The organism is Gordonia jacobaea (assembly GCF_965344965.1).
GTDB lineage: Bacteria > Actinomycetota > Actinomycetes > Mycobacteriales > Mycobacteriaceae > Gordonia > Gordonia jacobaea.
This window is the reverse complement of sequence record NZ_CBDRLS010000003.1, coordinates 286232-312063: the sequence shown is the minus strand read 5'-3', so window position 1 is coordinate 312063 and position 25832 is coordinate 286232. Positions and strand designations below refer to the sequence as shown.

Sequence of the window (25832 nt, the reverse complement as noted above, 5' to 3'; positions counted from 1 at the left end):
CCCGCCGGTCAGGTCGATGACGAACCGCTCTGGTACCGCGCTGCGAGTACGCGATAGCGATCCATCGCCTCGACAGCCCTGTCCCCGTCGCCCGCTTGGACCGCCAACACCGGGATGTGCTCGTCGGCCGGCAGGAGCAACTGCGCACCGAACCCGCGGTCCGGGTAGGTCAATCCGCGCACCCGATCCCACCCGAACAGTCGGTCTCCCCACAGGTTGCGCACCGATACACCCTGCTTTCCCACGCGCAGCCGCGGCCGGGTGAAGAGCAGAATGGCGGCCGCGATGATCAGTCCGATGATGATGATCGCCGCCTGATCCGACGCCCCGATGTTCTCCGGGCCGGTGTCGGAGATCGTCAGCAACACGCCGAAGACGATGTGGATGGCCAGCACGACGATGGCGACGACGACGGCGATCCGCGCGAGTCGGCGTGGTCGGTAGATCATGTCCCACTCCGCATCACCGTTGCGGAGTGAATCGGTCGACGCCATCTGCGGACTGCTCTCGGTCACGCGGGCGACCCGGCGGTGCTCAACGCACGCAGTGTGAGCGCCGACGCCAACGCCGCGGCGGTCGCCTGGGCACCCTTGTCCTCCTTGGAGTCGGGAAGCCCGGCGCGGTCGAGGGCCTGCTGCTCGTTGAGCGTGGTCAGGACGCCGTTGCCGACAGGGGTCGACTCGTCGAGCGACACACGGGTCAGACCAGCGGTCACGGCGTCGCAGACGTATTCGAAATGAGGCGTCTCGCCCTTGATCACGACCCCGAGTGCCACGACCGCGTCATGGGTTCGGGCCAACGCCTGCACGATGACCGGCAATTCGATGGCGCCCGCGACCTGGACGATGGTCGGGTTGTCGACGCCGTACTTGGCTGCCTCCCGCACCGCACCGTCGAGGAGCGCGGTACAGATCGTTGCGTGCCACTGCGACGACACGATGGCGAGCGAGATGTCGCCCGCATCGCCGAGGTCGAGTTCGGGTTCGCCCGCGCCGCTCATGCCTGTCCCGCCTCACCTGCGACCGCTGCGCCGTCGGCGAGCGGTTCGTCGAGTCCGATGATGTCGTGGCCCATACGGTCGCGCTTGGTGCGCAGATACCGCAGGTTCTCCTTGTTTGCGCGCACCGGCATCGGCACCCGTTCGACGATCTGCAGACCGTACCCGTCGAGTCCGACGCGCTTCGCGGGATTGTTGGTCAGCAACCGCATCGAGGTGACGCCGAGGTCGGCGAGGATCTGCGCGCCGAGTCCGTAGTCACGCGAGTCTGCGGGCAGCCCGAGCTGAAGATTGGCGTCGACCGTGTCAGAGCCCGCGTCCTGCAGCTGATAGGCCTGCAGCTTGTGCATGAGCCCGATACCGCGGCCCTCGTGACCGCGCATGTAGAGCACCACGCCACGACCCTCGGTGGCGACCATCTCCATCGCGGCGTCGAGTTGCGGCCCGCAGTCACAGCGAAGCGATCCGAACACGTCACCGGTCAGGCACTCGGAGTGCACGCGCACCAGCACGTCGCTGCCGGTTCCGTCCTCGCCCGCGATGTCGCCCATCACCAACGCGACGTGCTCGACGTCGTCGTGAATGCTCGTGTAGCCGACCGCGCGGAACTCACCGTGCCGGGTCGGGATCCGTGCGTCGGCGACGCGGACGACGTGCTTCTCGTGTCGACGCCGCCAGGCGATGAGGTCGGCGATCGAGATGAGCGCGAGGTCATGTTCGTCGGCGAAGACCCGCAGTTCGGGAGTCTGCGCCATCGAGCCCTCGTCCTTCTGCGAGACGATTTCGCAGATCACGCCCGCGGGGGTGAAGCCTGCGAGGCGCGCGAGGTCGACGGCGGCCTCGGTGTGTCCGGGGCGTCGAAGAACTCCACCGTCCTTGGCGCGGAGCGGCACCACGTGGCCGGGTCGGGTGAAGTCGTTCGCGGTGCTCTCCGGATCGGAGAGCTTGCGCATGGTCGTCGCACGGTCGGACGCGCTGATGCCGGTGCCGATGCCCTCACGCGCGTCGACCGTCACGGTGTAGGCGGTGCCGTGCTTGTCCTGGTTCACCGAGTACATCGGGGGCAGGCCGAGCCGGTCGCAGGTGTCGCCGTCGAGGGGCACACACAGGTAGCCCGAGGTGTAGCGCACCATGAACGCAACCAGTTCCGGGGTCGCCTTCTCGGCGGCGAAGATCAGATCGCCCTCGTTCTCGCGGTCCTCGTCGTCGACGACGACCACAGCCTTACCGGCGGCGATGTCGGCGATGGCGCGCTCGACGGTGTCGAGCTCGACCGTCGTGTGCGTACCGGTGTCGTCGGTGACTGGGCTCTCGGTGAGGGCGCTGTTGTCGGTGCTCATCTGTGTCACTTCACTCCTGCTGCGTCCGCGGGTGTCGCGGTGGTATTCGCCGACGCGAGACGTTCGACGTACTTGGCGATGACGTCGACTTCGAGGTTGACCACGGCACCCACCTGCGCCGTACCCAAGTTCGTCTCGTTCAACGTGGTGGGGATCAGGGAAATTTCGAACCAGCTCTGCCCGTTCCCGCCGGGTTCGGTACCGATGGCCGAAACCGTGAGGGACACTCCGTCGACGGTGATCGATCCCTTCTCCACGAGATAGCGCGACAGTGTGTCGGGAACCGCGATGCGCACGACGGTCCAGTGCTCGGAGGGAGTCACGGAGGTCACCGTTCCGGTTCCGTCGACGTGGCCCTGCACGATGTGGCCCCCGAAGCGTCCGTCCGCAGCCATCGCGCGTTCGAGGTTGACGCGGCTGCCGGTCGCGAGGACATCGAGCGAGCTGCGATTGAGGGATTCGGCCATCACGTCGACCGTGAACGCGCCGTCGGACGAAAGCTCCACGACGGTCAAGCACACGCCGTTGACCGCGATCGAGTCACCGTGTGAGGCGTCAGAGGTGACGAGCGGTCCGGAAATGGTGAATCGGGCCGAATCCGAAAGGTCGTCGCGCGCGACGATCGTGCCGAGTTCTTCGACGATGCCGGTGAACAATATGCGCTCCTGTCCTGCCCTCGTTGTGGGCGACCCGCTGCGTTCTGGGCTGCCCGGCGTGTTCTGGCGAACACTGTCGGCAACCCGCTGGGGCGGACAGGGCGGCACACGTGTGCCGTCTTGTTCTCTCGCATCCGGACTGTGACCGTCGGCTCCGGAATCACACCGGATCTGCTGACCCCGACCTTGTGGCCGGGCGCTCGCGGGCTTGTCGTCGCGAACCTGATCGCGACCACTCACCGCCGGTGGGGACTTTCACCCCGCCCCGAGAACGTCACTTTCGACGCTAGCACGCAGGTGAAGGGGTTCGACACTCACCCGAAACCCGCAATCCGCCACCGGTGCCCCTCACCGGGTGATAATTCCGATCAGCGGGCGTACATCGCCCACGCCGCAGTGCTCAACCGCAGCACTCAACCGCAATGCTCAACCTCATGGAAAGGCGGTGTCGCCGTGACCGCGAACACCGAGCGCAGTTCAACAGGACAGACGACGTCGTCGAAGCTCCTCGGACTCGCCGCACGCAACTGGATTCCACTCCTGCTCATCGTTCTGGGCGTCATCTTCATCGCGCAGAACACCCAACATGTGCGCATCAATTTCTTGTTCATCCACGTCGGAGCGTCGCTGTGGCTCGTGCTGACGATCATCGCGCTCGCGGGCGTCATCGCGGGATGGTTCATCGGCCGGAACCGCTTGAAGCGCAAGTAGGTTCAGCCGCGCGCCATGCGAATGAGAACGTCGTCGCCGAGTCGCTCGACCTCGGTGGTGGCGAATCTCTGCGCTTGCGCGAGCGTCGTGAGTGTCGGCCGATCGACAGATGCAGCACCTGCGCCGAGCACTGTCGGCGCAACGTAGGCCTCGATCTCATCGACGAGACCCGCGTCGACGAACGCACCGATGATCGCCGGTCCACCCTCGACGAGCACCCAGGTGGCGTCGGGTAGCGCCGCGAGGACGTCTGCCGGCTCGCGGCTGCGGACATGCAGAAACGGTGCGGCGTCGTCGCGGATGCGCGCCGACGTGTCGACGTCGCGCAACCCCATCGCCACCCTGGTCGGCTGGTGTGGCGCGAGAGTGTCGTCGGGCAGGCGTGCGGTGAGCGAGGGATCGTCGGCGAGCACGGTTCCGGTGCCGACGACGATGGCGTCGATCTGCCCACGCTGCCGGTGTGCGCGCGCTCGCGACTGAGGGCCGGTGATCCACCGACTCGTGCCGTCGGGTGCTGCGACCCGGCCGTCGACGGTCGATGCGATCTTCGCGGTGACGAACGGTCTGCCGTGCTCCTGCGTGAACAGCCAATGGCGCAGCGGGCCTCTGCGCGCCTCGACGTCGAGGCGACCGGACTCGACGTCGACGCCCGCGTCGCGCAGCCGTCCGGCTCCCCCGCTGGCGGTGGGATTGGGGTCGGCCACCGCGAACACCACGCGCGAGATCCCCGCGTCGATCAGAGCTTGTGAACAGGGGCCCGTGCGGCCTGTGTGATTGCAGGGTTCGAGTGTCACCACAGCGGTCGCGCCGCGCGCCGCGTCTCCCGCAGCACGCAGCGCCATGATCTCGGCATGCGGCCCACCAGGCGGCTGCGTGTGGCCGCGCGCGATGATCTCGCCGTCGGGCGACACGATCACCGCCCCGACGGGCGGGTTGGGAGAGCTGAGTCCCAGCGCGCCGACCGATTCCTCGATGGCTGACCGCATCGAAGAATCGAGCAGGGGGTCGTCAGTCGACACGAGCCCTGGCCGTGGCGGCCTGCTCGCGCAACGCTGCGACGGCCTTACCGGGATCGTCGGCGCCGTAGACGGCAGAGCCCGCGACGAAGCAGTCGACGCCCGCCTCCGCGGCCTGCTCGATGGTGTCGGCGTTGATCCCGCCGTCGATCTCGACGAGCAGTCGCAGATCCGACGAGTCGACGATCGTGCGCACGATCTTGACCTTCTCCAGCACCTCTGCGATGAACTTCTGTCCGCCGAAGCCCGGCTCGACACTCATCACGAGCAACGTGTCGATGTCGCGCAGGATCTCCAGATATGGCTCGAGCGGCGTGTTCGGCTTGATCGCCAGGCCGGCCTTTGCCCCTGCGGCGCGGATGTCGCGCGCAACGTCGACGGGATCCGACGTCGCCTCGGCGTGGAACGTGACGTTGTAGGCACCGGCCTCGGCGTATGGCGGAGCCCAGCGCTTGGGATCGTCGATCATCAGGTGGCAGTCGAGGGGGATGTCGGTTGCCTTGAGCAGGCTCTCGACGACCGGGAGTCCAAGGGTGAGGTTCGGGACGAAATGTGCGTCCATCACGTCGACATGCAACCAGTCGGCGCGAGTGCTGCCCGGATGCGCGACCGCGGCGGATTCGGCTGCGAGATTGGCGAAATCGGCGGAGAGAATCGACGGCGCGATCATCGGAGCGTTGGCGTCAGTCATGGCAGCCAATCTAACTGTCCACCGGCCCCGACGATGTGGCAGGTTCCGCGGAGGCAGTTGGCGGCACCTGCTCTTCACGCTCGGCGATCGGTGACCGCACCGCACGGAACGTCCACAGCTTGTTGACGGCGAAGTTGATGGGCATCGTGATCACGATCGTGATGATCTGGGCCCAGTATTCGCGCGAATGCAGGCCTGCTCCCTCGTGGAAGAACGACGACGAGAGGTAGATCGGCGACGTCGGATTGGTGAAGCCGACCTTCAGGAACATCCCGACGATCGCGGCGACGCTGCCGACCGCGAGAAATGGCCAGAACTCCGACCACCAGCTGGCATGTTTGGAGCTTTTGAAGGTCCATGTGCGGTTGAGCTGGAAATTCACGCAATTCGCCACGAGGAATCCGACGATCCAGACGATAACGGTGAACCGAAGGTTGAAGTCGGTTCCGCTGACGTGCCACACCACGTCGTTCGCCTTCGAGGTACCGCCGTGCGCCTTGTTGAGCAGGATCGCGACGACCATGTTGACGACGACTCCGCACGCCCCGACAATGCCGAAACGGACAAATTGGCCCATGCTACGTATGTGTTCGGCGTACCGGGCTGCGCGAAGATCGTTCACGTAAGGGCAATATACGTGGTCACCGCTCAAACTCCCGCACCGAGAATCCGCGCGCCGTGGAAAGTGATCACAATTGAGTGTTCTGAATGCGCTGCATTTCGACCATCTGCCATAGCTGATGTCGACTCGTCGTCGTCGACGACGAGGTCGGCGGGACCCTCGTCATCGTCAGTTGCGCAACCGACGTCACGCTGCGTTGATCAGCGCCGCCAGTTCGGTCTCGAGCGCACTCTCCCCGGGCGGCCGGAAGCCGACAGCGGGCGGTGACGTGCTCCGGTGCTCGCGCCCCGAGGGTGTGATGACGTCGATCACAGTGATGTCGCCGAACTCGGTGCGCCGACGGTACTTCCAGCCGGGTAGTTCCTTGACCAGATTATGGAGACGGCACAGCCCCTCGCCGTTCTCCGCGGTCGTTGGCCCACCACTGCGGTGGGCGAGGATGTGGTCGATGTGTTCGACGTGCCCGTTGCAGTAGGCAACCCTGCATCGCCTGTCACGCCGGGCGACGAAGAGCGCCAGTGCCGCGGGAAAGCAGCGCGACTTTGCGTCCATCGAGACCAGCGTGCCGTCGGACGGCCTCGCGTACAGGCGTCTCAACGTTGACGCGGTCTCACTATCGGGGTCGAAGCCCTCGGAGATGAGCTGACGTGCAATAGACGCCGGAATCGGCCCGTATCCCGGAACCTCCGCCGCCTTCTCGCCCCCGAGCATCGTGTCGGCCGACATGACGACGTTGACCGCGACGGGGACGGCGTCGGCCGATGCCTGTCCGGTGACCCGCTCGACGAGCGTGTCGGCCATGATCTGCGCGTGGCTGCGGTCGTCTGCACTGACGACCGAGTCGGCGTACCGCTTGAGTGCCGCGTAGACCGAGATTCCCTGCTTCATCGGCAGCAGCGCGGACAACTGAGTCATCAGATCGGGCGCCGGACGTACCGACACTCGACGATCCTTCTCGGCCTTCGCTTTTCGATCCACCACGGCCTGAGGTTCCAACTCGTAGGCGTGCTGCTTGGCGAGCGCCTCGAGTTGCCTGTCGCCGACGCCGTCGAGCGTCGTCGGATCCGCGCAGACTCGTCGGTCGATCTCCTCGCGTGTTTCGCGGGTGAGGTAGGCCGTCTCGCGGACCAGAATGGTGGCACGCCACTCCGTCAGCCGACCCGACGCTAGCGCGTCTCGCGTGTGGGGCATCTCGTGCTGGATCGCCCGCGCGAACCCGAGATACTGAGAACCCTTCTGCGAAGAAGCTTTTCGAGCGATTCCGACTTCGGCCGAGAGTCCCCTGCCCTGCCTCGCCTTCGGTACGCCACGCAGTTCCTCATCGGCGCGACGGAGTTCATCCAGCCGAGCGGCCTCACGCGCTTGCGCTGCGGCACAGGCGGATTTGATCTCTTCCAGAACGGTCAGCCGGGCGGCGGCATCGGCTTCGGACTCAGCGGCAGGCATCTCACCGAGCGCAGAAACCAGCGATTCCAGGTCACTGGTTTCTGCGAACATGAGACCCCCGACGCCGTCGAATATTTGTTCTAGTCCATCTCGAATCAGGCCGTGCCGCAAGCCTTTTCGATCAATGCAGCACTGGACCGAACGCGCCGAGGAGTAGTGGTCACTCCTTCGTCAGCGCGGCCAGGAACATGGCGTCGGTGCCCTGGCGATGGGGCCAGAGTTGTACGTGCGGGCCGTCGCCGATCTCCTCGGTGCCGACCAGTGGCCGGGCGTCGAGCTGGCGGGCCTCCGGGACGTCGTCGAGAACAGAGGCGACGAGTTCGGTCGTCTCCGCGGGATGCGGCGAGCACGTCGAATAGACGACGACGCCGCCGGGGCGCACCATTCGCAATGCCTCCGTGAGCAATTCACGCTGCAGGCCTACGAGTTCGGTCACGTCGTCGGGAGTACGCCGCCAGCGGGCCTCCGGTCGACGACGAAGCGAGCCGAGTCCCGAGCACGGGGCGTCCAGCAGAATCCTGTCGTAGCCCGGGGCCAGGCCCGTCTCGGGCGTGAGGTTGCGTGCGTCGCCGACGTGGACGTCGACGGGCATGTCGCGGGTGACACCCCGGATCAGGTCGGCGCGGTGTTCGCTCACCTCGACGGCGTCGAGGTGGGCACCGTCGATGTCGGCGATCGCGCCGATCAGCGCAGCCTTACCGCCGGGGCCCGCGCACATGTCCAACCATCGGCCGCCGTCCTCGCCGACGTCGGCAGCGGTGACTGCCCGTGCGACGAGCTGACTCCCCTCGTCCTGAACTCCCGCATAGCCCTGGCGGACAGCCTCAATGTCACCGGGGTCGCCGCCCGGCAGGTACACCGCGTACGGCGAGTAGCGTCCGACCTCACCACCGCTCGTGAGGGCCAATTCCTCTGCGGTGATGAGTCCCGGGCGTGCGACAAGATGCACGGGTGGTCGGTCGTCGTCGGCGGCGAGCGCGGCCTGCAGTTCGCCTGCGGAGCCACCGAGCGCGTCGGAGAAGACCTCCGCGATCCACCGCGGGTGCGCATACCGGAAAGCCAGGTTCCCGACAAGGTCGTCCCAGATCGGCGGAGCCAGGTCGTCGACCCACAGGTCCTCGTCGCGTTGAGAGATCTTGCGCAGCACGGCATTCACGAAACCCGAAGGGCCCATGCCCTTTTCGCTACGAATGAGGTCGACGGACGTCGAGACCGCCGCGTGCGCCCCGATGCGGGTCCGCAGCAACTGGTAGGCACCGAGACGCAGTACGTCGAGGACGTCGCCGTCAATCTCGGACACCGGGCGATTCGCCGCCGCGGCGATGATCGCGTCGAGAGTGCCGAACGCACGCGCGGTCCCGTAGGTCAGCTCCGTGGCCAGCGCGGCGTCGCGTCCGGTGATCTTGCGCTCCCGCAACAGTTTCGGGAGTACGAGGTTCGCGTAGGCGTCGCGCTCGCGGACGGCGCGCAGAACGTCTCGGGCGACCTCGCGTACCGGATCGGCGGCCTTCTTCCGAAGTTTGGGATCACTCATGACAGCACCGTCTCCTCGTCGAGGCGCGCACCACGCGCCCAATCTGTGGCCGGCATCTGCTTCTTACCCGGCGGTTGCACCCACCCGAGCCGCACGGGATCGGTGGCCGTACCCACGAGCACCACCTTCTTGGTCACGACGACGCGCCCGGGCGCCAGATCCTTTGGCGCGGAAGGGTCGTCGGAGCCGACGAGACCGACCGGGCCGACCTTCACGCGTGCGTCGCCGAGCGTCGTCCAGGCGCCCGGTGCGGGAGTGTGCGCACGAATACGTCGATCGAGCAGGTGCGCGGGCAGATCCCACCGCACCCGCGCGTCGTCGACCTCGACCTTGGGTGCGTGGCTGACCCCGTCTGCGGGCTGCGGCACCGGTGACAGCGCACCCGCGGCGATCCCGTCCAGGGTGGACAGAAGCAGCGTCGACCCGGCGTCGGCCAATCTGTCCAGCAGTTCTCCGCTGGTGTCGGTCGGGCGGATCGTCTCGGTCAACACGCCGTAGACGGGGCCGGTGTCGAGTCCCTTCTCCAGCAGGAAGGTGCTGGCACCCGTGGTCTCGTCACCCGCGGCGATCGCGGCCTGCACCGGTGCGGCGCCACGCCATGCGGGCAACACCGAGAAGTGCAGGTTGATCCAGCCGTGCCGTGGGATCTCGAGAACGTCCGGCGGAATCAGCCCGCCATAGGCGACGACGGCTCCGACGTCGGGTTGCCACCGCGCGAGTGCCTCGGCGACCTCCGCGTCGGACATCCGACGCGGAGTGATGACCTCGATAGCGTTCGCATCGGCGAGTTCGGCGATCGGTGACCGCGACACCTTACGACCACGTCCCGCGACCGCATCGGGTCGTGAGATCACACCGACGACCTCATGGTCGGGTGACTCGAGGAGCCGCTGCAGCGAGGGCACCGCGACCTCGGGTGTTCCGGCGAACACGATCCGCACGTCAGACTCCTTCGGCGTCGTTGGGCGCAGACATTGCGCTCATCCGATGGTAGGTGGATCGACCTGCACACGGATCGGCCCGGTCTCATGATGTGTGTTGCGCCGCACCTGCGCCTCGGTCAGCGCCGCCGTCAGTTCGCGCCCGTGCCGACGATCGGTGCGCACCAGAATGCGTTCGATCTCGGCGCCGTCGGGAACACCTGCGGGAGGACGCACACCCGGCGGCAGTGGCACGGGCCCGAGAACGTCTGCGCCGGCGGGCAATTCGATCAGATCGGTGAACGCGTTGATCGACGCGGTGTCGCCGTCGATCGACGCCATCGTGACCGCGGGCGGAAAACCCAGCTCGACCCGATTGGCGAGTTCGTGCGCGGCGAAGCCCACCGGGTCCCACCGGATGACCGCTTGTACCGGGCTCAGTGAGGCGTCGGCGACGATCACCATCGCGCCGCCGTCGTGACGAGCACGGATCAGCGCACCAATCGCCATCCAGCGGCGGACCGCGTTCTCGTCGACGCGCAGGTCGAATCGGTCGAGTTGCGCCCATGTGTCGAGGACGACCGCGGCTCCGTAACCGCCGTCGGCAATTGGCTCGGCGCCTGGCGTCGACACGACGACGCGCGCACCGCCGTCGATCCGGTCGTGGATCGACGAGCCACCGCTGGTGAGTACCGGGACCCCCGCGAACGCGCGCCCCAATTCCTCTGCCGTACGACGAGCGCCCGTCGTGAGCGCTCTGACCTGCGTGCCGCCGCACTCGACGCAGCGGAAGCGCAACTCCACACGGCCACACCATCGGCAGGTGAGCTGCTGGTCGGCGCCCATCTGTACCGGCCCATGACACGATCGGCAGCGCACATGGGTACGACACCGCGCGCACGCAAGCGACGGGATGTAGCCGCGCCGCGGCACGCTGAACAGGACCGGGCTGTCGGCGGCGATGGCCTTCCGCGCGGCGTCGAACGCCACCTCGGGTATGCGTGCACTGTGCGCCAGCGGATCACGTGCCACGCGCGAATCCTCGTCGCTGATCGCATCGATCCTGGGGCTGCGGTCGCGGACCGTCGCGCGCGCGGCAACGAGGTCGTGTGCCCAGCCCGCCTCGGCGAGCACCTGTGCCTCGGCGGTGCGTGCGAAACCACCGATTACGAGTCCGGCCCTCTCGATGTGCGCCCGCAACACCGCGACCTCGCGTGGATGCGGATACGGCGCGCGCGGCTCATCCAGGCTGTCGTCGCCGTCGTCCCAGATGACCATCAGCCCCAGATCGTGCACGGGCGCGAACACCGCGCTGCGGGTCCCGAGCACGACGTCGGCACCACCACGCCGCACCGCCAACCACCGCCGATACCTCGCGGTCGGGCCGAGTCCCGCGGCGAGGGTCACGCACCGGTCGCCGAGCAGCGGCTCGCACGCCGCCGACAATCGGTCGAGGTCACGTTGATCGGGCACCACGACGACCACACCGCGTCCCGCCGCGGCGACGTGGGCCGCGAGTTCGGCGAGTCGGGCAGGCCAGTCCTCCCCCGGCGTCGCCTGCCACAGCGCACGTGGAGCGCCGTCGGCGAGTGAGTCGAGGAAGGAGTCGGCGTTCAGATACGCACGCCACCCGTCACGTTCGGGAACGACGACGTCCGACGTCGGTGCAGGCGTCTCCTCCTTCTCGGTGCGCGCATGTCGAGGCGGCACGGCGAGTCGGATCACGTCGGACATCGTGCCCGCGTAGCGCTCGGCCACGGCACGGCACACGAGCATCATCTCGGGTGAGAGCACCGGCTCGGGTGAGACGATCCGTTCGAGCCACCCCAGCTTGCCGGGATGCTCGGATTCTTCGACGCGGTCGAGAAGGAAGCCGTCGACGAGTCGGCCGGAGAACCGAACCCGCACACGGACACCCGGGACGGCATCGGCATCTTGCTCGGCGTCGATCAGATAATCGAAAGGCCGGTCGAGATGGGCCAGCCCGAGCATGGGCAGGACCTTCGCGACCGGCTTCGACGCTGCACGTTCTTTCTGCAGAACTGCGGCTTATGTCTTAGAGACCCGCTGCCGAGCGCAGCTTGTCGGCCCGGTCGGTGTTCTCCCAGGGCAGGTCCAGATCGGTGCGTCCGAAGTGGCCGTAGGCCGCCGTCGGGCCGTAGATCGGGCGCAGCAGGTCGAGATCGCGGATGATCGCGAGCGGCCGCAGATCGAACGTCTCGGAGATCGCCTTGCGGATGACCTCGGGATCGGTCTTCTCCGTGCCGAAGGTCTCGACGAAGAGTCCGACGGGAGCGGCCTTGCCGATCGCGTAGGCGACCTGCACCTCGATGCGGCTGGCAAGACCGGCAGCGACAGCGTTCTTGGCGACCCAGCGCATGGCGTACGCCGCGCTGCGGTCGACCTTCGACGGATCCTTACCCGAGAAGGCACCACCACCGTGGCGGGCCATGCCGCCGTAGGTGTCGACGATGATCTTGCGTCCGGTCAGGCCGGCGTCGCCCATGGGGCCGCCGAGCACGAACTTGCCCGTGGGGTTGACCAGCAGTCGGTAGCCCTCGGTGGTGAAGCCGGGCAGATCCAGCTCGGCGAGGACGGGATCGATCACCTGCGACTTGATGTCGGGGGTGAGCATCTTCTCGAGGTCGATATCGGCTGCGTGCTGCGTCGAGACGACGACGGTATCGAGTCGGACCGGCTTGTCGCCGTCGTATTCGATGGTGACCTGGGTCTTGCCGTCGGGTCGCAGGTACGGCAGCGTACCGTTCTTGCGAACCTCGGTGAGCCGACGCGACAGTCGATGTGCGAGCGCGATCGGCACCGGCATCAGCTCGGGTGTCTCGTCGGTGGCGTACCCGAACATGAGTCCCTGGTCGCCCGCGCCCTGAGCGTCGATCTCGTCCTCGGAGATGCCGCTGCGGCTCTCGTGGGAGTTGAAGACACCGCCCGCGATATCGGGTGACTGAGCGCCGATTGCCACGTTCACACCGCACGACGCGCCGTCGAAGCCCTTGGTGGACGAGTCGTAGCCGATTTCGAGGATCTTGCTGCGGACGATGCCGGGGATATCGACGTAGGCGGTCGTCGTGACTTCTCCTGCCACGTGAACCTGCCCGGTGGTGACGAGGGTCTCGACGGCAACGCGGGCCTTCGGGTCGTCGGTGAGGATCGCGTCGAGGACCGAATCGCTGATGGCGTCGCAGATCTTGTCCGGATGGCCCTCCGTGACCGACTCACTGGTGAACAGGCGTGACGCAGAGCTGGTCATCTGATCCTCTCAAACATGTGTCCCCCCACTGGGAGCACACGGCAATTCGAATGATCGCCGTTGGTGGTCTCGTGGATTACAAACCTACACACTCGTCCCGACATCCGATTGACGAGGTGGAGCGCGAACCTAATCAGGCAGCAAAGCGTGAACTTCGTCAAGTATTCGGCTCGCCATGAGTGTTTTTGAACCGTACGGAAGCGACGTTTCGTTGCCGTTCGCTGCGAGTAACCAGCCGGTATTGTCCTCGGTTCCGAACGCCTTGCCGTCGCCGACCGCGTTCACGACGAGCAGATCGCAGCCCTTTCGACGCAGCTTCTCGCGGCCGTGGTCGAGCACGCCGCCGTGTTCGTCCCCGGTCTCGGCCGCGAAGCCGACGATCACGACCTCGGACGGGATGGCTCCGGACTCCCGGGACTGCACGAGACCCCGCAAGATATCCGGATTGGTCGTCAGCTCGATCGGCGCGGGGCCGTCGTCGTTCTTCTTGATCTTGGTGTCGTTGACGGTGATCGGCCGGAAGTCGGCGACGGCCGCCGCCATGATCACCGCGTCGGCGTCTGCGGCACGCTTGGTCATCTCGTCGGCGAGTTCTCGCGCATCCTCGATGTGGACGACGTCGACGCCTGCCGGTTCGCCCGCCTCGTTGGTCGAACCCGCGACGACGGTCACGTGGGCTCCGCGCTGTGCTGCGGCGCGTGCGAGAGCGAATCCCTGCTTGCCCGAACTGCGGTTGCCGAGGTAGCGCACGGGGTCGAGCGGTTCGCGGGTGCCTCCCGCGCTGATCACGATGCGCGCTCCGGCCAGGTCGTATGGCAGTGCGTCGGAGCGGTCGAGCAGCAGTTCACCGAGAAGCGCGATCTCCTGCGGCTCGGGTAGGCGTCCGGCACCGGTGTCGCGACCGGTCAGCCTTCCGGAGGCCGGTGTCACGACCGTGGCGCCGCGTTCACGCAACGTGGCGACGTTGGCCTGCGTTGCGGGGTGCTCCCACATCTCCGTGTGCATGGCGGGCACGAACATCACCGGACACGTGACCGTCAGCAGCGACGCGGTGAGGAGGTCGTCGGCGCGCCCCGTCGCGGCGCGCGCCATGAGATCGGCTGTGGCAGGCGCGACGATCACCAGGTCGGCGCCCTGCCCCAATCGGACGTGCGGCACCTCGTCGACGTGTTCGAAGACCTCGGTGGACACCGGATGACCCGACAGTGCCTCCAGGGTCGCGGCGCCGACGAATTCGAGGGCGGCACGAGTCGGGATGACCCGCACCTCGTGTCCGGCCTCGGTGAAGTGTCGGATGACCGAGCACACCTTGTACGCGGCGATACCGCCGCCGACGCCGACCAGAATGCGCCGCTTGGCGCCCGGAGTGGTCATCTCCTGTGGGTACTACTCGCCCTCGGTGTGCTGCAGCAGATCCGAGTGGATCTCGCGCATGGCGATCGACAGCGGCTTCTCCTGCATACCCGGCTCGACGAGCGGGCCGACGTACTCGAGGATGCCGTCGCCGAGCTGGTTGTAGTAGTCGTTGATCTGACGTGCGCGCTTGGCCGCGTAGATCACCAGGGCGTACTTCGACGACGCGCGCTCGAGCAGATCGTCGATCGGAGGATTGGTGATTCCGAGCGGTGTGTCGTACGACGGTGCGTCGACGATCTCGGGGGTGTCGAAATTGGTCTGCGTGCTCACGCGAACTCCTGCTTTGTATTGTCGGATCCAACCAGCAAGGATACCAACTGGCGGGCGGCTGAGTCGACTTCGTTGTTGACCACCACGTGGTCGAACTCGCCCTGCGCGTCCATTTCGGTTCTGGCGGTTTCGAGACGACGCTGTGCCGCCTCGGGTGTTTCGGTGCCGCGACCAGCGAGTCGTTCGACGAGATCGTCCCAACTCGGCGGCGCGAGGAAGACAGTGATGGCCTCGGGAAGTCGGCGTACCGCGTTGCGTGCGCCGGCCAGGTCGACCTCCAACAGTACCGGCTGTCCCTTGGCGAGGGCGTTTTCGACAGGCTTTGCCGGCGTGCCCGATCGCTGGAGTCCGCCGTGGATCTCTGCCCACTCGAGGAACTCGTCGTCGGCGATCATGCGATCGAACTCGGCGTCGGAAACGAAGTAGTAGTCGCGGCCGTCGACCTCGCCGGGGCGCGGCGCGCGCGTCGTGGCGGAGACGCTGAAGAACAGGGTTGGCACGAGCTCGCGGACTCGTCTCACGACGGTCGACTTACCCACGGCCGAGGGGCCGACCAGAATAACCAGTCGGCCCCTCGTGTGTGTGTTCTGCCCGCTCAGGACGGGAACTTCTCGAGCAGCGCCTTGCGCTGACGATCGCCGAGGCCGCGCAGGCGGCGCGTCGGGGCGATCTCGAGTTCGGTCATGATTTCCTGCGCCTTGACCTTGCCAACCTTCGGCAACGCCTCGAGCAGAGCCGAGACCTTCATCTTGCCGAGGATCTCATCGGTCTCGGCATCCTTGAGCACCTGCGAGAGATCGGTGCCGCCGCGCTTGAGACGCTCCTTGAGCTCGGCGCGTACTCGGCGAGCGGCAGCTGCCTTCTCCAACGCAGCGGCGCGCTGCTCGTCTGTCAACTGGGGAAGCGCCACGGGTTCCTCCGTCTTTCGTTCTCGAACTGACTACACCGGCGCCCGGGGCAGGCTCCGGCGGCGTGTGGCCGCGGGTCCCGACGTGTACTCGCCCCGATCTGGGGCGACATCACCTCGAATGACTGCAGCGAAAGCGACCGTACCCATCTGAACAGGCATTTGCGAGAGGCACCCCCGCGTTTTCGGTCGGCCTCGGTGATGTAGAGGGTTCGGAAACTCCCTGCTCACCGACGACCCGGCAGAGCCTACGCGTTTGCTGTGACAGACCACGAATCCGGATAAACCCGCAGGTCACAGACCCGGCTCCGTGACACGATCGTTTCCGACGCCCCGAAGTCGTCGATGCTCGTCGAATCCCGCCTGGTACTGCTGTGACAGCAGTTGCGACCGACAAACTCAGCGAATTGATGCACTCGTTGAGCGTGTCGCGCGCCCGCGTCCTCGACGTTCCCCTGTGCCGACGCCCACATCCACCGATCGGGGGATGCGCTGATCATCCTGCTGATCAGCCCGTCGGCGGAGGTTGCGAAGGGCTTCTGAGCGGCAAAGTCATTGGTGTCAGAAACAGCGACCACGCCCCCAAAGGACGCGGCCCCGTCGCAAGGAGAAACACCATGAACGCCAACAACACCACCCCCGAGACCAACACCACCGCCGCAAGCACCGAGACCGGCAACACCGCAAGCACCGGGCAGACCACGCCGCGTAACCGCAAGACCTTCGCAATCCGCACCGCGGCCGTCGTCGCAGGACTCGGAATCGCCGGCACACTGGCCGCCGCCGGAGTCGGCGCGGCACACGCGGGCACCTTGCCCGTGAACCATCCGGGAGAGCCGACCGTCGCCATGACGATCACCAACCACACCGATCACACCGAGTTCTACGCGGGCGGCACACCGGGCTCCGGTCAGTGGATCAACGCGCCTCAGTTCGCTCTGGCCCCGGGTGCCAGTGAGGTCGTCACCGCCAGTGCACCGAACGCGTCGTCGGAGACGGTGTTCGTCAACTACCAGGTCGGTGCCTTCGGCCCGCGTGCGATCTACGAGCTGGAGAACGTGCGCGGCGATGTGAACACCAACATGACCGGCACCACCGGTGGTCACTACTTCGTCAATGCCTCGGTCGCGAGCGGATTCCCCAACGCGAACGCCGTCTATGACCTGTGGTGATAGGAACAAGCAGGCGCCCGTCCGGCACGGATGTGTCGGGCGGGCGTCTCGTCGTCGAGAATCCGACGATCAGCGCAGGGCGGCCTCTACCTCGTCACGAGCAACCGCGAACGCCGCCCGCAGCGCCGCGACGTCGGGACCCGCGCGCAGGACGCCACGGGAACTCGCGGGCAACACCCAGTCGGGGTCGGCGCCGTCGAAGACCTCGGGCAGGTCGGCGGCCGTCGCACCCTGCGCTCCGAGACCGGGAGCCAAGATGGGGCCGTTCAGTTTGCTCAGATCGAGCCCGTGCGCACGAGTTGCTCCGACGACAAGCCCGACCGTCGCCGATCCGTCAGCGTTCTGTTCAGCGGCGTCGTCGACGATCGTCTGTCCGACGGTCCGGTCGCCCGTCGTGGCGAGCTGCAGGCCGGCACCCTCGGGGTTGGATGTGCGCGCGAGCACGAAGACACCGCGCCCACCGCTGCGCGCGGCGTCGATCGCAGGCGACAGTGAGCCGAATCCCAGATACGGCGAGACGGTGACGGCGTCGGCGCACAGCGGTGACGCTTCGTCGAGCCACGCGTGCGCGTACGCCTGCATGGTCGAGCCGATGTCGCCGCGCTTGGCGTCGGCCAGTACGACGGCACCCGCCGCCCTGCACCCCGCGATGACCGACTCCAACACCGCGAATCCCGCAGCGCCGAACGCCTCGAAGAAGGCCACCTGCGGTTTGATCACGGCTGCGACCGGGCCGAGCGCGTCGACGCAGATGTCGGCGAACTGCCGCAGTCCGCTGGTGTCGACGGGCAACCCCCACTGCTCGAGCAGTTCGACGTGGGGGTCGATCCCGGCGCACAGCCTGCCACGTTCGGCAACAGCAGATCGGTAGTGAACCGCGAAACCTGTTGTGTCCGAACGTGTCACACTCATCACCCCTCGTTGATCAACGTTGCGTGCCGACGCTGAAGCGATTCGACGCCGATCTCTTCTCGCAACGCGGCCTCGATGCCCTGGACCGCGGCGCTGGCTCCCTGCACGGTGGTGATGCACGGAATTCCGGCGGTGACTGCAGCGCTGCGGATCTCGTAGCCGTCGACGCGCGGGCCCGACTGGCCGTAGGGCGTGTTGATCACCATCGCGACCTCACCGGCGAGAATCGCATCGACGATCGTGCGCTCCCCCGGCTTGGCCTCGAAGTGCTTCGGAACCGTTGTCGCGACGATTCCGTTGCGGCGCAACACCTCTGCGGTGCCCTCAGTGGCCAGGATGGTGAACCCGAGGTCGGCGAGGTGCTTGACCGGGAAGAGTAGGGCACGCTTGTCCTTGTTGGCCACCGACACGAAGACGGCGCCCTGCGTGGGCAGTGAGCCGTATGCCGCGGTCTGCGACTTGGCAAACGCCCGCCCGAAATCGGCGTCGATTCCCATGACCTCGCCCGTCGACTTCATCTCCGGGCTCAGCAGCGCGTCGACTCCGGTGCCGTCGAAGCGGCGGAAGCGGTTGAACGGCAACACCGCTTCTTTGACCGCGATGGGAGCGTCGATCGGCGCGGTGCCGCCGTCTCCGGTGGCGGGCAGCAGTTGCTGCTCACGCAGTTCGGCGATGGTTTCGCCGAGCATGACGCGTGCGCACGCCTTCGCGAGCGGGACAGACGTGGCCTTCGACACGAACGGCACGGTGCGGCTCGCACGCGGATTCGCCTCCAGGACATACAGGATGTCGTCCTTGAGCGCATATTGCACGTTCATCAACCCACGCACGCCGATGCCCTTGGCCAATGCCTCGGTGGAGCGTCGGACCATCTCGAGATCCGATCGGCCCAGCGTGATCGGCGGCAGCGCGCACGCCGAATCGCCGGAGTGGATACCGGCCTCCTCGATGTGCTCCATGACGCCACCGATGTACACCTCGGTGCCATCGCACAGCGCGTCGACGTCGATCTCGACCGCGTCTTCGAGGAAGCGGTCGACGAGCACCGGGTGGTCGGGCGTCAATTCTGTTGCGCGCGAGATGTAGTCGGCGAGCGATGCCTCGTCGTACACGATCTCCATGCCGCGACCGCCGAGCACGTAGGACGGACGCACCAGTACCGGATAGCCGATCCGGGCGGCGGTGTCGCGTGCCTCCTCGAACGAGGTGGCCGTACCGAACGCGGGCGCGGGCAGTCCGGCGTCGGTCAGTACCTTGCCGAACTCGCCACGGTCCTCCGCGAGATCGATTGCCGCGGGGCTGGTTCCGACGATCGGGACCCCGGCGGCCTCGAGACGGTCGGCAAGTCCGAGCGGTGTCTGTCCGCCGAGCTGGACGATCACTCCCGCGACCGTGCCCGACTCCGACTCCGCGTGGTAGACCTCGAGCACATCCTCGAAGGTCAGCGGCTCGAAGTAGAGGCGGTCGGCGGTGTCGTAGTCGGTCGAGACCGTCTCCGGGTTGCAGTTGACCATGACCGTCTCGTAGCCGGCCTCCGACAGGGTCAGCGCCGCATGCACACACGAGTAGTCGAACTCGATGCCCTGGCCGATGCGGTTGGGACCCGAGCCGAGGATCAGCACCTTCGGCCGCTCGGTCTGCGGAGCGATCTCGCTGGTTGCTGCGGGATCGAGCTCGTAGGTCGAGTAGTGGTACGGCGTCTTCGCCTCGAACTCGGCAGCACAGGTGTCGACGGTCTTGTAGACCGGTCGGACGCCGAGCCCGTGACGATGGGCGCGAACGGCATTCTCGTCGGCGAAATCGTCACGCAGAGCGGCGATCTGACGATCGGAGAAGCCGTTCGACTTCGCGTCGCGGAGCAGATCCTCGGTGAGCTCGTCGGCGGCACGGATCTGCGCGCCGAGCGCACCGATCCCCGCGATCTCGGCGAGGAACCACGGGTCGATGGCGGTGGCGTCGTAGACCTGCTCGATGGTGGCTCCGGCGTCGAACGCGAGCATCACCTTGTAGATGCGACCGTCCTTGGGCGTCGCGATCTCCTCCAGCAGGGCGTCGAGGTCGACGGTCGCCGGATCGGGTCGGTTCGGCTCGGTCCAGAATCCGGCCGCCTTGGTCTCGAGCGAGCGCATCACCTTGCCGAACGCCTCGGCGAGGCTACGTCCTAGACTCATCGCCTCGCCCACCGACTTCATCGTGGTGGTCAGCGTGTCGTCGGCGCCGGGGAACTTCTCGAACGCGAAGCGTGGCGCCTTGACCACGACGTAGTCGAGCGTGGGCTCGAAGCAGGCCGGAGTCTCCTTAGTGATGTCGTTGGTGATCTCGTCGAGGCTGTAGCCGATCGCGAGCTTCGCGGCGATCTTGGCGATCGGGAAACCCGTTGCCTTGGAAGCCAATGCCGACGAACGGGACACTCGCGGATTCATCTCGATCACGATGAGTCGTCCGTCGCGCGGGTCCTGCGCGAACTGGATGTTGCAGCCGCCGGTGTCGACGCCGACCTCGCGCAGAATGTCGATCGAGAGATCGCGCATCTTCTGGTATTCGCGGTCGGTCAGGGTCATCGCCGGTGCGACGGTGATCGAGTCGCCGGTGTGCACTCCGACCGGGTCGACGTTCTCGATCGAACAGACGACGACCACGTTGTCGCGGTTGTCGCGCATCAGCTCGAGCTCGTATTCCTTCCACCCGAGGATCGACTCCTCGATGAGCACGTTGGCGGTCGGCGACGCCGCGAGGCCACCACCCGCGATGCGGTCGAGGTCGTCGGTGTTGTAGGCCATACCCGAACCGAGGCCACCCATCGTGAACGACGGGCGCACGACCACGGGATACCCGAGGTCGGCGACGGTCTCACGCACTTCTTCCATGGTGTGACAGACGCGCGACCGTGCGCTCTCTCCCCCGACCTTGGCGACGATGTCCTTGAACATCTGCCTGTCCTCGCCGCGCTGGATGGCGTCGAAGTCGGCACCGATCAGTTCGATGTCGTACTTCTCGAGAGAACCCCGATCATGCAGGGCCACAGCGGTGTTCAGCGCGGTCTGCCCACCGAGGGTGGCGAGTACCGCGTCGATCGGATGACCGGCGTCGCGCTCGGCCTCGATGACCTTCTCGACGTACTCGGCCGTGATCGGCTCGATGTAGGTGGCGTCGGCGAACTCCGGATCGGTCATGATCGTCGCCGGGTTGGAGTTGACCAGGCTCACGCGCAGGCCCTCGGCCTTGAGGACGCGGCACGCCTGGGTGCCCGAGTAGTCGAACTCGCAGGCCTGTCCGATGACGATCGGGCCGGAGCCGATCACCAGGACGTGATTGATGTCGTCGCGGCGCGGCATTAGGACCTCGTTCCGTTGGCGCGATCAGCCTCCAGCAGGGAGACGAATCTGTCGAACAGATAGGCGGCGTCGTGTGGACCGGCGGCCGCTTCTGGGTGGTATTGGACCGAAAACGCTCGGCCGGAGAGCAATTCGACGCCTTCGACGGTTCCGTCGTTGGCGCAGACGTGGCTGACGCGGGCACGTCCGAAGTCGGTGTCGAACTCTTCGCCCGCTTCGCCCTCGAGCGCGAAGCCGTGATTCTGTGCGGTGATCGACACCTTGCCGGTCGCAGCGTCGATCACCGGGATGTTGATGCCGCGGTGGCCGAACTTCATCTTGTAGGTGTTCCGGCCGAATGCGCGGCCGAGGATCTGGTTACCGAAGCAGATGCCGAACAGCGGCAGATCGGCGCCGAGGACCTGACGGGTCAGCGCGACGGCATCGTCGGCGGTCGCCGGGTCGCCCGGGCCGTTCGACAGGAACACGCCGTCGGGCTTCAGCTCGGCGATCGCGTCGAATCCCGCGTCCGCGGGCAGCACGTGTACCGCGACTCCGCGTTCGGCGAACATGCGTGGGGTATTGGTCTTGATACCGAGATCGATTGCGGCAACGGTGAATTGCGGGTCGGAGCCCGGTTCTACGAGGTAGCCGGTGTCGGTGCTGACCTCGCCAGCGAGGTTCGCGCCCTTCATCGACGGCTGGCTACGCACCCGGGAGATGAGCTCGTCGTCGTCTGCGAGCGCAGCACCGGAGAAGACCCCGGCCCGCATCGATCCGTGGTCGCGCAGCACACGCACTACGGTCCGGGTGTCGATACCCGAGATACCGACGATGCCCTGACGCTCGAGCTCCGCCTCCAGTGACGTGGTCGCGCGCCAATTCGACACGCGCCGTGTGGGATTGCGCACCGCGTACCCGGCAACCCAGATCTTGCCCGAGTCGCCGACCTCGCCCTCACTGCCCGCGCTGCCGGTCGATTCGCCATCCTCGTTGTTCCAGCCGGTGTTACCGATCTGCGGGGCGGTCGCGACGACGATCTGGCGGTGGTAGCTGGGGTCGGTCAGTGTCTCCTGATAGCCGGTCATCGCGGTGCAGAACACCGCTTCGCCGAGCGTCTCGCCGACGGCGCCGTATTCCCGGCCGCGGAACACCTGGCCGTTTTCGAGCACCAGAACCGCTGCGGTCATTGGTCTTTCCTCTGTTCTGTATCGGGCTGTGTGTCGAATGCGGCCACCCATCCCGGGTAGACGGTCTTGTCGTCGGCACGTATTCCTGAATCGATTTCGGTTCCGGTCGGCAGCACCCAGCGGATCACCAGCAGTCCGTCGGCCGTCATGACCTTGCCCGCGAGTCCGCGCTCGGTGCGGACGGCGGTGATCGACGAGCGCGGAATCCAGATATCGCTGGCACCACGCCGTTCGAGCAGCACACCGCCGGGGTAGGCCGAGATGGTCGCGGTGGCACGATCGCCGACGTCGCCGACGGCCACCCGGTTCTGCCAACTCGGCGCGAGCGTCGAACCGACGTACAGACCGGAGTCGGGGCCGAGCTGCGGCTCGCCGAGTTCGGCTGGGGCCACGGGCATCTCGCCGATCAACTCGGCCTGGCCACGGCCTCGGTTGCGCCATCCGCGCAGCACCAGTGAGATCAGTCCCAGCCACACCAGCACGACGACGATCACGATGAGGATCTCCGACGCACTCACCGTGTCACCTCGCCGTCGCGCGCCGTGACCACGCCGCGCAGCAGTGTCGCCACCACGGTGGCGGGCATCGACATCGACTCGTAGGGGGTGTTGTCGGAGAGGCTCGCGAGCTCGCGACCGTGCACCACCCACGACGTCTCCGGGTCGACCAGCGTCAGATTCGCGGGTTCGCCGACGGCGACCGGGCGGCCCTGATCGGTGAGCCCGACGATCTGTGCCGGACGTTCACTCATGACGCGGGCGACGCCTCGCCAGTCGAGCAGGCCCGGGTTGACCATGGTCTCGACGATGATCGGCAGCGCGGTCTGTAAGCCGAGCATTCCCGGCTTGGCCTGCGCGAACTCGCAGCACTTCTCCTGCGCGGCATGCGGCGCATGATCTGTCGCGACGCAATCGACGATCCCGTCGGCCAGCGCCTGACGCAGCGCGACCTTGTCGCGCTCCTCACGCAGCGGCGGATTGACCTTGTTGATGGCGTCGTAGGTCTGCAGCCGCGAGTCGTCGAGCAGCAGGTGATGCGGGGTGACCTCGGCGGTCACGTCGATCCCCTGCTCCTTGGCCCAGCGCAGCAGTGCGACGGTGCCCTCGGTCGACGCGTGGCAGATGTGCACCCGCGCCCCGGCGTCGCGTGCCAACAGGGCGTCGCGGACGACGATCGACTCCTCGGCCGCGCGCGGCCAGCCCGCGAGTCCGAGCCGTGCCGCCGTCGGGCCCTCGTGCGCGACGGCGCCGACTGTGAGGCGTGGCTCTTCTGCGTGCTGGGCGATGAGTACGCCGAGTCCCTTGGCGTATTCAAGCGCGCGCCGCATAAGTAATGGGTCGGAGACGCATTTTCCGTCGTCGCTGAACATGCGGACACCCGCGGCTCCCGACGCCATCATGCCCATCTCGGCGAGTTGCTTACCCTCGAGTCCGACGGTGACGGCCCCGACCGGGTAGACGTCGACGAGTCCGACTTCGCGTCCGGAACGCCAGACGTTGTCGGTCACCGTCGAGTTGTCGGCGACGGGCGCGGTGTTAGCCATCGCGAACACGGCCGTATATCCACCGAGAGCCGCTGCGGCAGAACCACTTCGGATCGTCTCGGTGTCTTCGCGGCCGGGTTCACGCAGATGCGTGTGCATGTCGACGAAGCCCGGCAGCACGATGGCGCCGTTGCCGTCGACGACCTCGATGTCGTCCGGGGCGTCGATCGACGTTCCGATCTCCGCGATCTCGCCGTCGGTGACAAGCACGTCGACCGGGTCGCCCTCGCCGTACGGGCGGACCGAGCGGATCAGCACCGATCCGGTGGCAACCGATCCTGCTGCCGAGCTGGGGCCGGTCACAGCGCACCTCCTGATTCTGTGCCCGCGAGCAGCCGGAAGAGCACCGCCATGCGGACATGCACGCCGTTGCGCACCTGTTCGAGAATGGTCGCGCGCGGCGAGTCGGCGACCGAATAGCCGATCTCCATGCCGCGCAGCATCGGACCCGGGTGCAGCACGACGGCGTCGTCGGACAGCAACCCCATCCGACGCTCGTTGAGGCCGTAGCGCACCGAGTATTCGCGCGAGGACGGGAAGAAACCACCGTTCATGCGCTCTGCCTGTACCCGCAGCATCATCACTGCGTCGGCGCCCGGTAGTTCGGCGTCGAGGTTGCCCGACGTCTCGACAGGCCACTCGTCGACTCCCACCGGGAGCAACGTCGGCGGCGCGACCAGCACGACGTCGGCGCCGAGTGTGGAGAGCAGGTGCGCATTCGACCGCGCGACGCGCGAGTGCAGCACATCGCCGACGATGGCGATCCGTCGTCCCTCGATGCTGCCGAGTCGCTGGCGGAGCGTGAGGGCGTCGAGCAGCGCCTGCGTCGGGTGCTCATGGGTGCCGTCGCCCGCGTTGATCACCGCAGGTCCGGTACCTTCCGCATCCGGGCCGTCGGGGCCGAATCCGCCGGATGTCCACGCGGCGATCTGATGTGCCGCGCCCGACGCGGGATGCCGCACGATGAGCGCATCGGCTCCCGCGGCCCGCAAGGTCTTTGCGGTGTCGCGCAGCGATTCGCCCTTGTTGACCGACGAGCTCGACGCGCTCACGTTGATGACGTCGGCGCTCATCCATTTGCCGGCGACCTCGAAGGAAACCCTTGTGCGAGTGGAGTTCTCGTAGAACACCGTCATGACGGTACGTCCGCGCAGCGTCGGGAGTTTGCGGATCTCGCGACCGGTCAGCGCTTGTTCGAAGCGTTCTGCCTCGTCGAGGAGATCGGTGGCGTCGTCGCGGGTCAGGTCGGCAGTCGAGAGTAGGTGGCGCATCACTGAGCCGCCTGCTCGTCGCCCGACCCCTTCGAGCCGAGCACAACCTCGTCGACGCCGTCGTGCTCGGTCAGGTGGACCGACACGGTCTCGTCACGCGAGGTGGGGATGTTCTTGCCGACGTAGTCGGCGCGTAGCGGTAGTTCGCGGTGGCCGCGGTCGACGAGGACCGCGAGTTGGACCGCGGCGGGACGTCCGAGGTCGCGGAGCGCGTCGAGTGCGGCGCGAACGGTTCGGCCCGAGTAGAGCACGTCGTCGACGAGGACGACGACCGCGTTGTCGACGCCGCCGGCAGGCACCATCGTGCGTCCGAGTGGGCGGTGCGGTTTGGCGCGGAGATCGTCGCGGTAGAGCGTGATGTCGAGGTATCCGACGGGAACGTCGACGCCGGAGAACTCTTTGATCCTCGCAGCCAGCCGATTGGCGAGAGTCGTTCCGCGCGTCGGGATTCCGATGATCACCACGCGAGGTGCATCAGGTGAGTCCAGAGCCGTCTTCTCGATGACCTGGTGCGCGACGCGCGCGATGGTGCGGGACACATCCGCGGCGTCGAGCAGAACACGTTCGCCCATGTATGGACCTCCTTCTCCGCCTCACGGGACGGATCGTTAAAGGATGTCTGTCGCCGAATACTCT

General features: G+C 66.8%; 25 protein-coding genes and 1 riboswitch. Of the genes, 2 read left to right on the top strand and 23 right to left on the bottom strand.

Annotated features, from left to right (window positions below):
• Positions 1-8 precede the first annotated feature (8 nt).
• From ACRVY7_RS12265 to ACRVY7_RS12250, 4 genes are read right to left on the bottom strand one after another with little or no spacing between them, the layout of a single operon-like run.
• Positions 9-494, bottom strand: a complete 486-nt coding sequence (locus tag ACRVY7_RS12265; RefSeq protein WP_431817512.1) for a PH domain-containing protein — start codon at positions 492-494, stop codon at positions 9-11.
• Positions 495-511: 17 nt separating this feature from the next.
• Entirely contained in the window at positions 512-1000 is a 489-nt protein-coding gene (gene ribH, locus ACRVY7_RS12260) for a 6,7-dimethyl-8-ribityllumazine synthase (RefSeq protein ID WP_049697288.1), read from the bottom strand.
• Positions 997-2337: a bifunctional 3,4-dihydroxy-2-butanone-4-phosphate synthase/GTP cyclohydrolase II gene (locus tag ACRVY7_RS12255; RefSeq protein WP_331436630.1), complete on the bottom strand. Its 1341-nt coding sequence runs from the start codon at positions 2335-2337 to the stop codon at positions 997-999. The genes ribH and ACRVY7_RS12255 overlap by 4 nt, the downstream gene beginning before the upstream one ends.
• Positions 2338-2342: 5 nt before the next feature.
• A complete protein-coding gene (locus tag ACRVY7_RS12250; RefSeq protein WP_331436629.1) occupies positions 2343-2993 on the bottom strand; it encodes a riboflavin synthase in 651 nt (216 codons plus the stop codon).
• 118 nt (positions 2994-3111) lie between these two features.
• Positions 3112-3270: riboswitch (FMN riboswitch) on the bottom strand.
• Positions 3271-3446: 176 nt separating this feature from the next.
• Here ACRVY7_RS12250 and ACRVY7_RS12245 point away from each other — a divergent pair.
• Positions 3447-3704, top strand: coding sequence for a lipopolysaccharide assembly protein LapA domain-containing protein (locus ACRVY7_RS12245; RefSeq protein WP_049697512.1), 258 nt, complete (start codon positions 3447-3449; stop codon positions 3702-3704).
• A 2-nt stretch (positions 3705-3706) separates the two neighbouring features.
• Here the strand turns inward: ACRVY7_RS12245 and ribD are convergent, their stop codons facing one another.
• From ribD to mihF, 12 genes are all read right to left on the bottom strand, one after another.
• Positions 3707-4690: a bifunctional diaminohydroxyphosphoribosylaminopyrimidine deaminase/5-amino-6-(5-phosphoribosylamino)uracil reductase RibD gene (gene ribD / locus ACRVY7_RS12240; protein WP_431817242.1), complete on the bottom strand. Its 984-nt coding sequence runs from the start codon at positions 4688-4690 to the stop codon at positions 3707-3709.
• A gap of 22 nt (positions 4691-4712) precedes the next feature.
• The gene (gene rpe / locus ACRVY7_RS12235; protein WP_235434263.1) at positions 4713-5411 is read right to left on the bottom strand and encodes a ribulose-phosphate 3-epimerase; all 699 of its coding nucleotides are present in this window, start codon (positions 5409-5411) and stop codon (positions 4713-4715) included.
• 10 nt (positions 5412-5421) lie between these two features.
• On the bottom strand, positions 5422-5988 hold the full coding sequence (locus tag ACRVY7_RS12230; RefSeq protein ID WP_049697509.1) for a GtrA family protein: 567 nt from the start codon (positions 5986-5988) through the stop codon (positions 5422-5424).
• 231 nt (positions 5989-6219) lie between these two features.
• Positions 6220-7530: an HNH endonuclease gene (locus ACRVY7_RS12225; RefSeq protein ID WP_431817241.1), complete on the bottom strand. Its 1311-nt coding sequence runs from the start codon at positions 7528-7530 to the stop codon at positions 6220-6222.
• Between the two features lie 109 nt (positions 7531-7639).
• Positions 7640-9013: an RsmB/NOP family class I SAM-dependent RNA methyltransferase gene (locus tag ACRVY7_RS12220; protein ID WP_431817240.1), complete on the bottom strand. Its 1374-nt coding sequence runs from the start codon at positions 9011-9013 to the stop codon at positions 7640-7642.
• Entirely contained in the window at positions 9010-9954 is a 945-nt protein-coding gene (gene fmt / locus ACRVY7_RS12215; protein WP_431817239.1) for a methionyl-tRNA formyltransferase, read from the bottom strand. The genes ACRVY7_RS12220 and fmt overlap by 4 nt, the downstream gene beginning before the upstream one ends.
• Before the next feature lie 39 nt (positions 9955-9993).
• A complete protein-coding gene (locus tag ACRVY7_RS12210; RefSeq protein ID WP_431817238.1) occupies positions 9994-11925 on the bottom strand; it encodes a primosomal protein N' in 1932 nt (643 codons plus the stop codon).
• 64 nt (positions 11926-11989) lie between these two features.
• Complete coding sequence (gene metK, locus ACRVY7_RS12205) at positions 11990-13201, bottom strand: methionine adenosyltransferase (protein WP_005202699.1); 1212 nt, start codon at positions 13199-13201, stop codon at positions 11990-11992.
• Positions 13202-13330: 129 nt separating this feature from the next.
• On the bottom strand, positions 13331-14575 hold the full coding sequence (gene coaBC, locus ACRVY7_RS12200; RefSeq protein WP_049697283.1) for a bifunctional phosphopantothenoylcysteine decarboxylase/phosphopantothenate--cysteine ligase CoaBC: 1245 nt from the start codon (positions 14573-14575) through the stop codon (positions 13331-13333).
• A 12-nt stretch (positions 14576-14587) separates the two neighbouring features.
• Complete coding sequence (gene rpoZ / locus ACRVY7_RS12195) at positions 14588-14887, bottom strand: DNA-directed RNA polymerase subunit omega (RefSeq protein WP_005202695.1); 300 nt, start codon at positions 14885-14887, stop codon at positions 14588-14590.
• Positions 14884-15486: a guanylate kinase gene (gene gmk / locus ACRVY7_RS12190; protein WP_197500791.1), complete on the bottom strand. Its 603-nt coding sequence runs from the start codon at positions 15484-15486 to the stop codon at positions 14884-14886. The genes rpoZ and gmk overlap by 4 nt, the downstream gene beginning before the upstream one ends.
• Positions 15483-15797: an integration host factor, actinobacterial type gene (mihF, locus tag ACRVY7_RS12185; protein WP_005173231.1), complete on the bottom strand. Its 315-nt coding sequence runs from the start codon at positions 15795-15797 to the stop codon at positions 15483-15485. The genes gmk and mihF overlap by 4 nt, the downstream gene beginning before the upstream one ends.
• Positions 15798-16411: 614 nt before the next feature.
• Here mihF and ACRVY7_RS12180 point away from each other — a divergent pair.
• Entirely contained in the window at positions 16412-16966 is a 555-nt protein-coding gene (locus ACRVY7_RS12180) for a hypothetical protein (protein WP_431817237.1), read from the top strand.
• Positions 16967-17035: 69 nt separating this feature from the next.
• Here the strand turns inward: ACRVY7_RS12180 and pyrF are convergent, their stop codons facing one another.
• From pyrF to pyrR, 7 genes are read right to left on the bottom strand one after another with little or no spacing between them, the layout of a single operon-like run.
• The gene (pyrF, locus tag ACRVY7_RS12175; protein ID WP_431817236.1) at positions 17036-17878 is read right to left on the bottom strand and encodes an orotidine-5'-phosphate decarboxylase; all 843 of its coding nucleotides are present in this window, start codon (positions 17876-17878) and stop codon (positions 17036-17038) included.
• Positions 17878-21213: a carbamoyl-phosphate synthase large subunit gene (carB, locus tag ACRVY7_RS12170; protein ID WP_431817235.1), complete on the bottom strand. Its 3336-nt coding sequence runs from the start codon at positions 21211-21213 to the stop codon at positions 17878-17880. Before carB ends, pyrF begins: the two co-directional genes overlap by 1 nt.
• A complete protein-coding gene (carA, locus tag ACRVY7_RS12165; RefSeq protein ID WP_431817234.1) occupies positions 21213-22382 on the bottom strand; it encodes a glutamine-hydrolyzing carbamoyl-phosphate synthase small subunit in 1170 nt (389 codons plus the stop codon). Before carA ends, carB begins: the two co-directional genes overlap by 1 nt.
• A complete protein-coding gene (locus ACRVY7_RS12160; protein ID WP_431817233.1) occupies positions 22379-22900 on the bottom strand; it encodes a PH-like domain-containing protein in 522 nt (173 codons plus the stop codon). Before ACRVY7_RS12160 ends, carA begins: the two co-directional genes overlap by 4 nt.
• Positions 22897-24228, bottom strand: a complete 1332-nt coding sequence (locus ACRVY7_RS12155; RefSeq protein WP_049697276.1) for a dihydroorotase — start codon at positions 24226-24228, stop codon at positions 22897-22899. The genes ACRVY7_RS12160 and ACRVY7_RS12155 overlap by 4 nt, the downstream gene beginning before the upstream one ends.
• On the bottom strand, positions 24225-25196 hold the full coding sequence (locus ACRVY7_RS12150) for an aspartate carbamoyltransferase catalytic subunit (RefSeq protein WP_431817232.1): 972 nt from the start codon (positions 25194-25196) through the stop codon (positions 24225-24227). Before ACRVY7_RS12150 ends, ACRVY7_RS12155 begins: the two co-directional genes overlap by 4 nt.
• The gene (gene pyrR, locus ACRVY7_RS12145; protein ID WP_431817231.1) at positions 25196-25768 is read right to left on the bottom strand and encodes a bifunctional pyr operon transcriptional regulator/uracil phosphoribosyltransferase PyrR; all 573 of its coding nucleotides are present in this window, start codon (positions 25766-25768) and stop codon (positions 25196-25198) included. Before pyrR ends, ACRVY7_RS12150 begins: the two co-directional genes overlap by 1 nt.
• Positions 25769-25832 lie beyond the last annotated feature (64 nt).

Bases quoted from the DNA above. Each gene is read 5' to 3' on its own strand.
- ACRVY7_RS12265 (WP_431817512.1), bottom strand. From the start codon at position 494: ATGGCGTCGACCGATTCACTCCGCAACGGTGATGCGGAGTGGGACATG.
- ribH (WP_049697288.1), bottom strand. From the start codon at position 1,000: ATGAGCGGCGCGGGCGAACCCGAACTCGACCTCGGCGATGCGGGCGAC.
- ACRVY7_RS12255 (WP_331436630.1), bottom strand. From the start codon at position 2,337: ATGAGCACCGACAACAGCGCCCTCACCGAGAGCCCAGTCACCGACGAC.
- ribD (WP_431817242.1), bottom strand. From the start codon at position 4,690: ATGCGGTCAGCCATCGAGGAATCGGTCGGCGCGCTGGGACTCAGCTCT.
- rpe (WP_235434263.1), bottom strand. From the start codon at position 5,411: ATGACTGACGCCAACGCTCCGATGATCGCGCCGTCGATTCTCTCCGCC.
- ACRVY7_RS12230 (WP_049697509.1), bottom strand. From the start codon at position 5,988: ATGGGCCAATTTGTCCGTTTCGGCATTGTCGGGGCGTGCGGAGTCGTC.
- ACRVY7_RS12225 (WP_431817241.1), bottom strand. From the start codon at position 7,530: ATGTTCGCAGAAACCAGTGACCTGGAATCGCTGGTTTCTGCGCTCGGT.
- ACRVY7_RS12220 (WP_431817240.1), bottom strand. From the start codon at position 9,013: ATGAGTGATCCCAAACTTCGGAAGAAGGCCGCCGATCCGGTACGCGAG.
- ACRVY7_RS12210 (WP_431817238.1), bottom strand. From the start codon at position 11,925: ATGCTCGGGCTGGCCCATCTCGACCGGCCTTTCGATTATCTGATCGAC.
- metK (WP_005202699.1), bottom strand. From the start codon at position 13,201: ATGACCAGCTCTGCGTCACGCCTGTTCACCAGTGAGTCGGTCACGGAG.
- coaBC (WP_049697283.1), bottom strand. From the start codon at position 14,575: ATGACCACTCCGGGCGCCAAGCGGCGCATTCTGGTCGGCGTCGGCGGC.
- ACRVY7_RS12180 (WP_431817237.1), top strand. From the start codon at position 16,412: ATGAACGCCAACAACACCACCCCCGAGACCAACACCACCGCCGCAAGC.
- pyrF (WP_431817236.1), bottom strand. From the start codon at position 17,878: ATGAGTGTGACACGTTCGGACACAACAGGTTTCGCGGTTCACTACCGA.
- carB (WP_431817235.1), bottom strand. From the start codon at position 21,213: ATGCCGCGCCGCGACGACATCAATCACGTCCTGGTGATCGGCTCCGGC.
- carA (WP_431817234.1), bottom strand. From the start codon at position 22,382: ATGACCGCAGCGGTTCTGGTGCTCGAAAACGGCCAGGTGTTCCGCGGC.
- ACRVY7_RS12150 (WP_431817232.1), bottom strand. From the start codon at position 25,196: ATGCGCCACCTACTCTCGACTGCCGACCTGACCCGCGACGACGCCACC.
- pyrR (WP_431817231.1), bottom strand. From the start codon at position 25,768: ATGGGCGAACGTGTTCTGCTCGACGCCGCGGATGTGTCCCGCACCATC.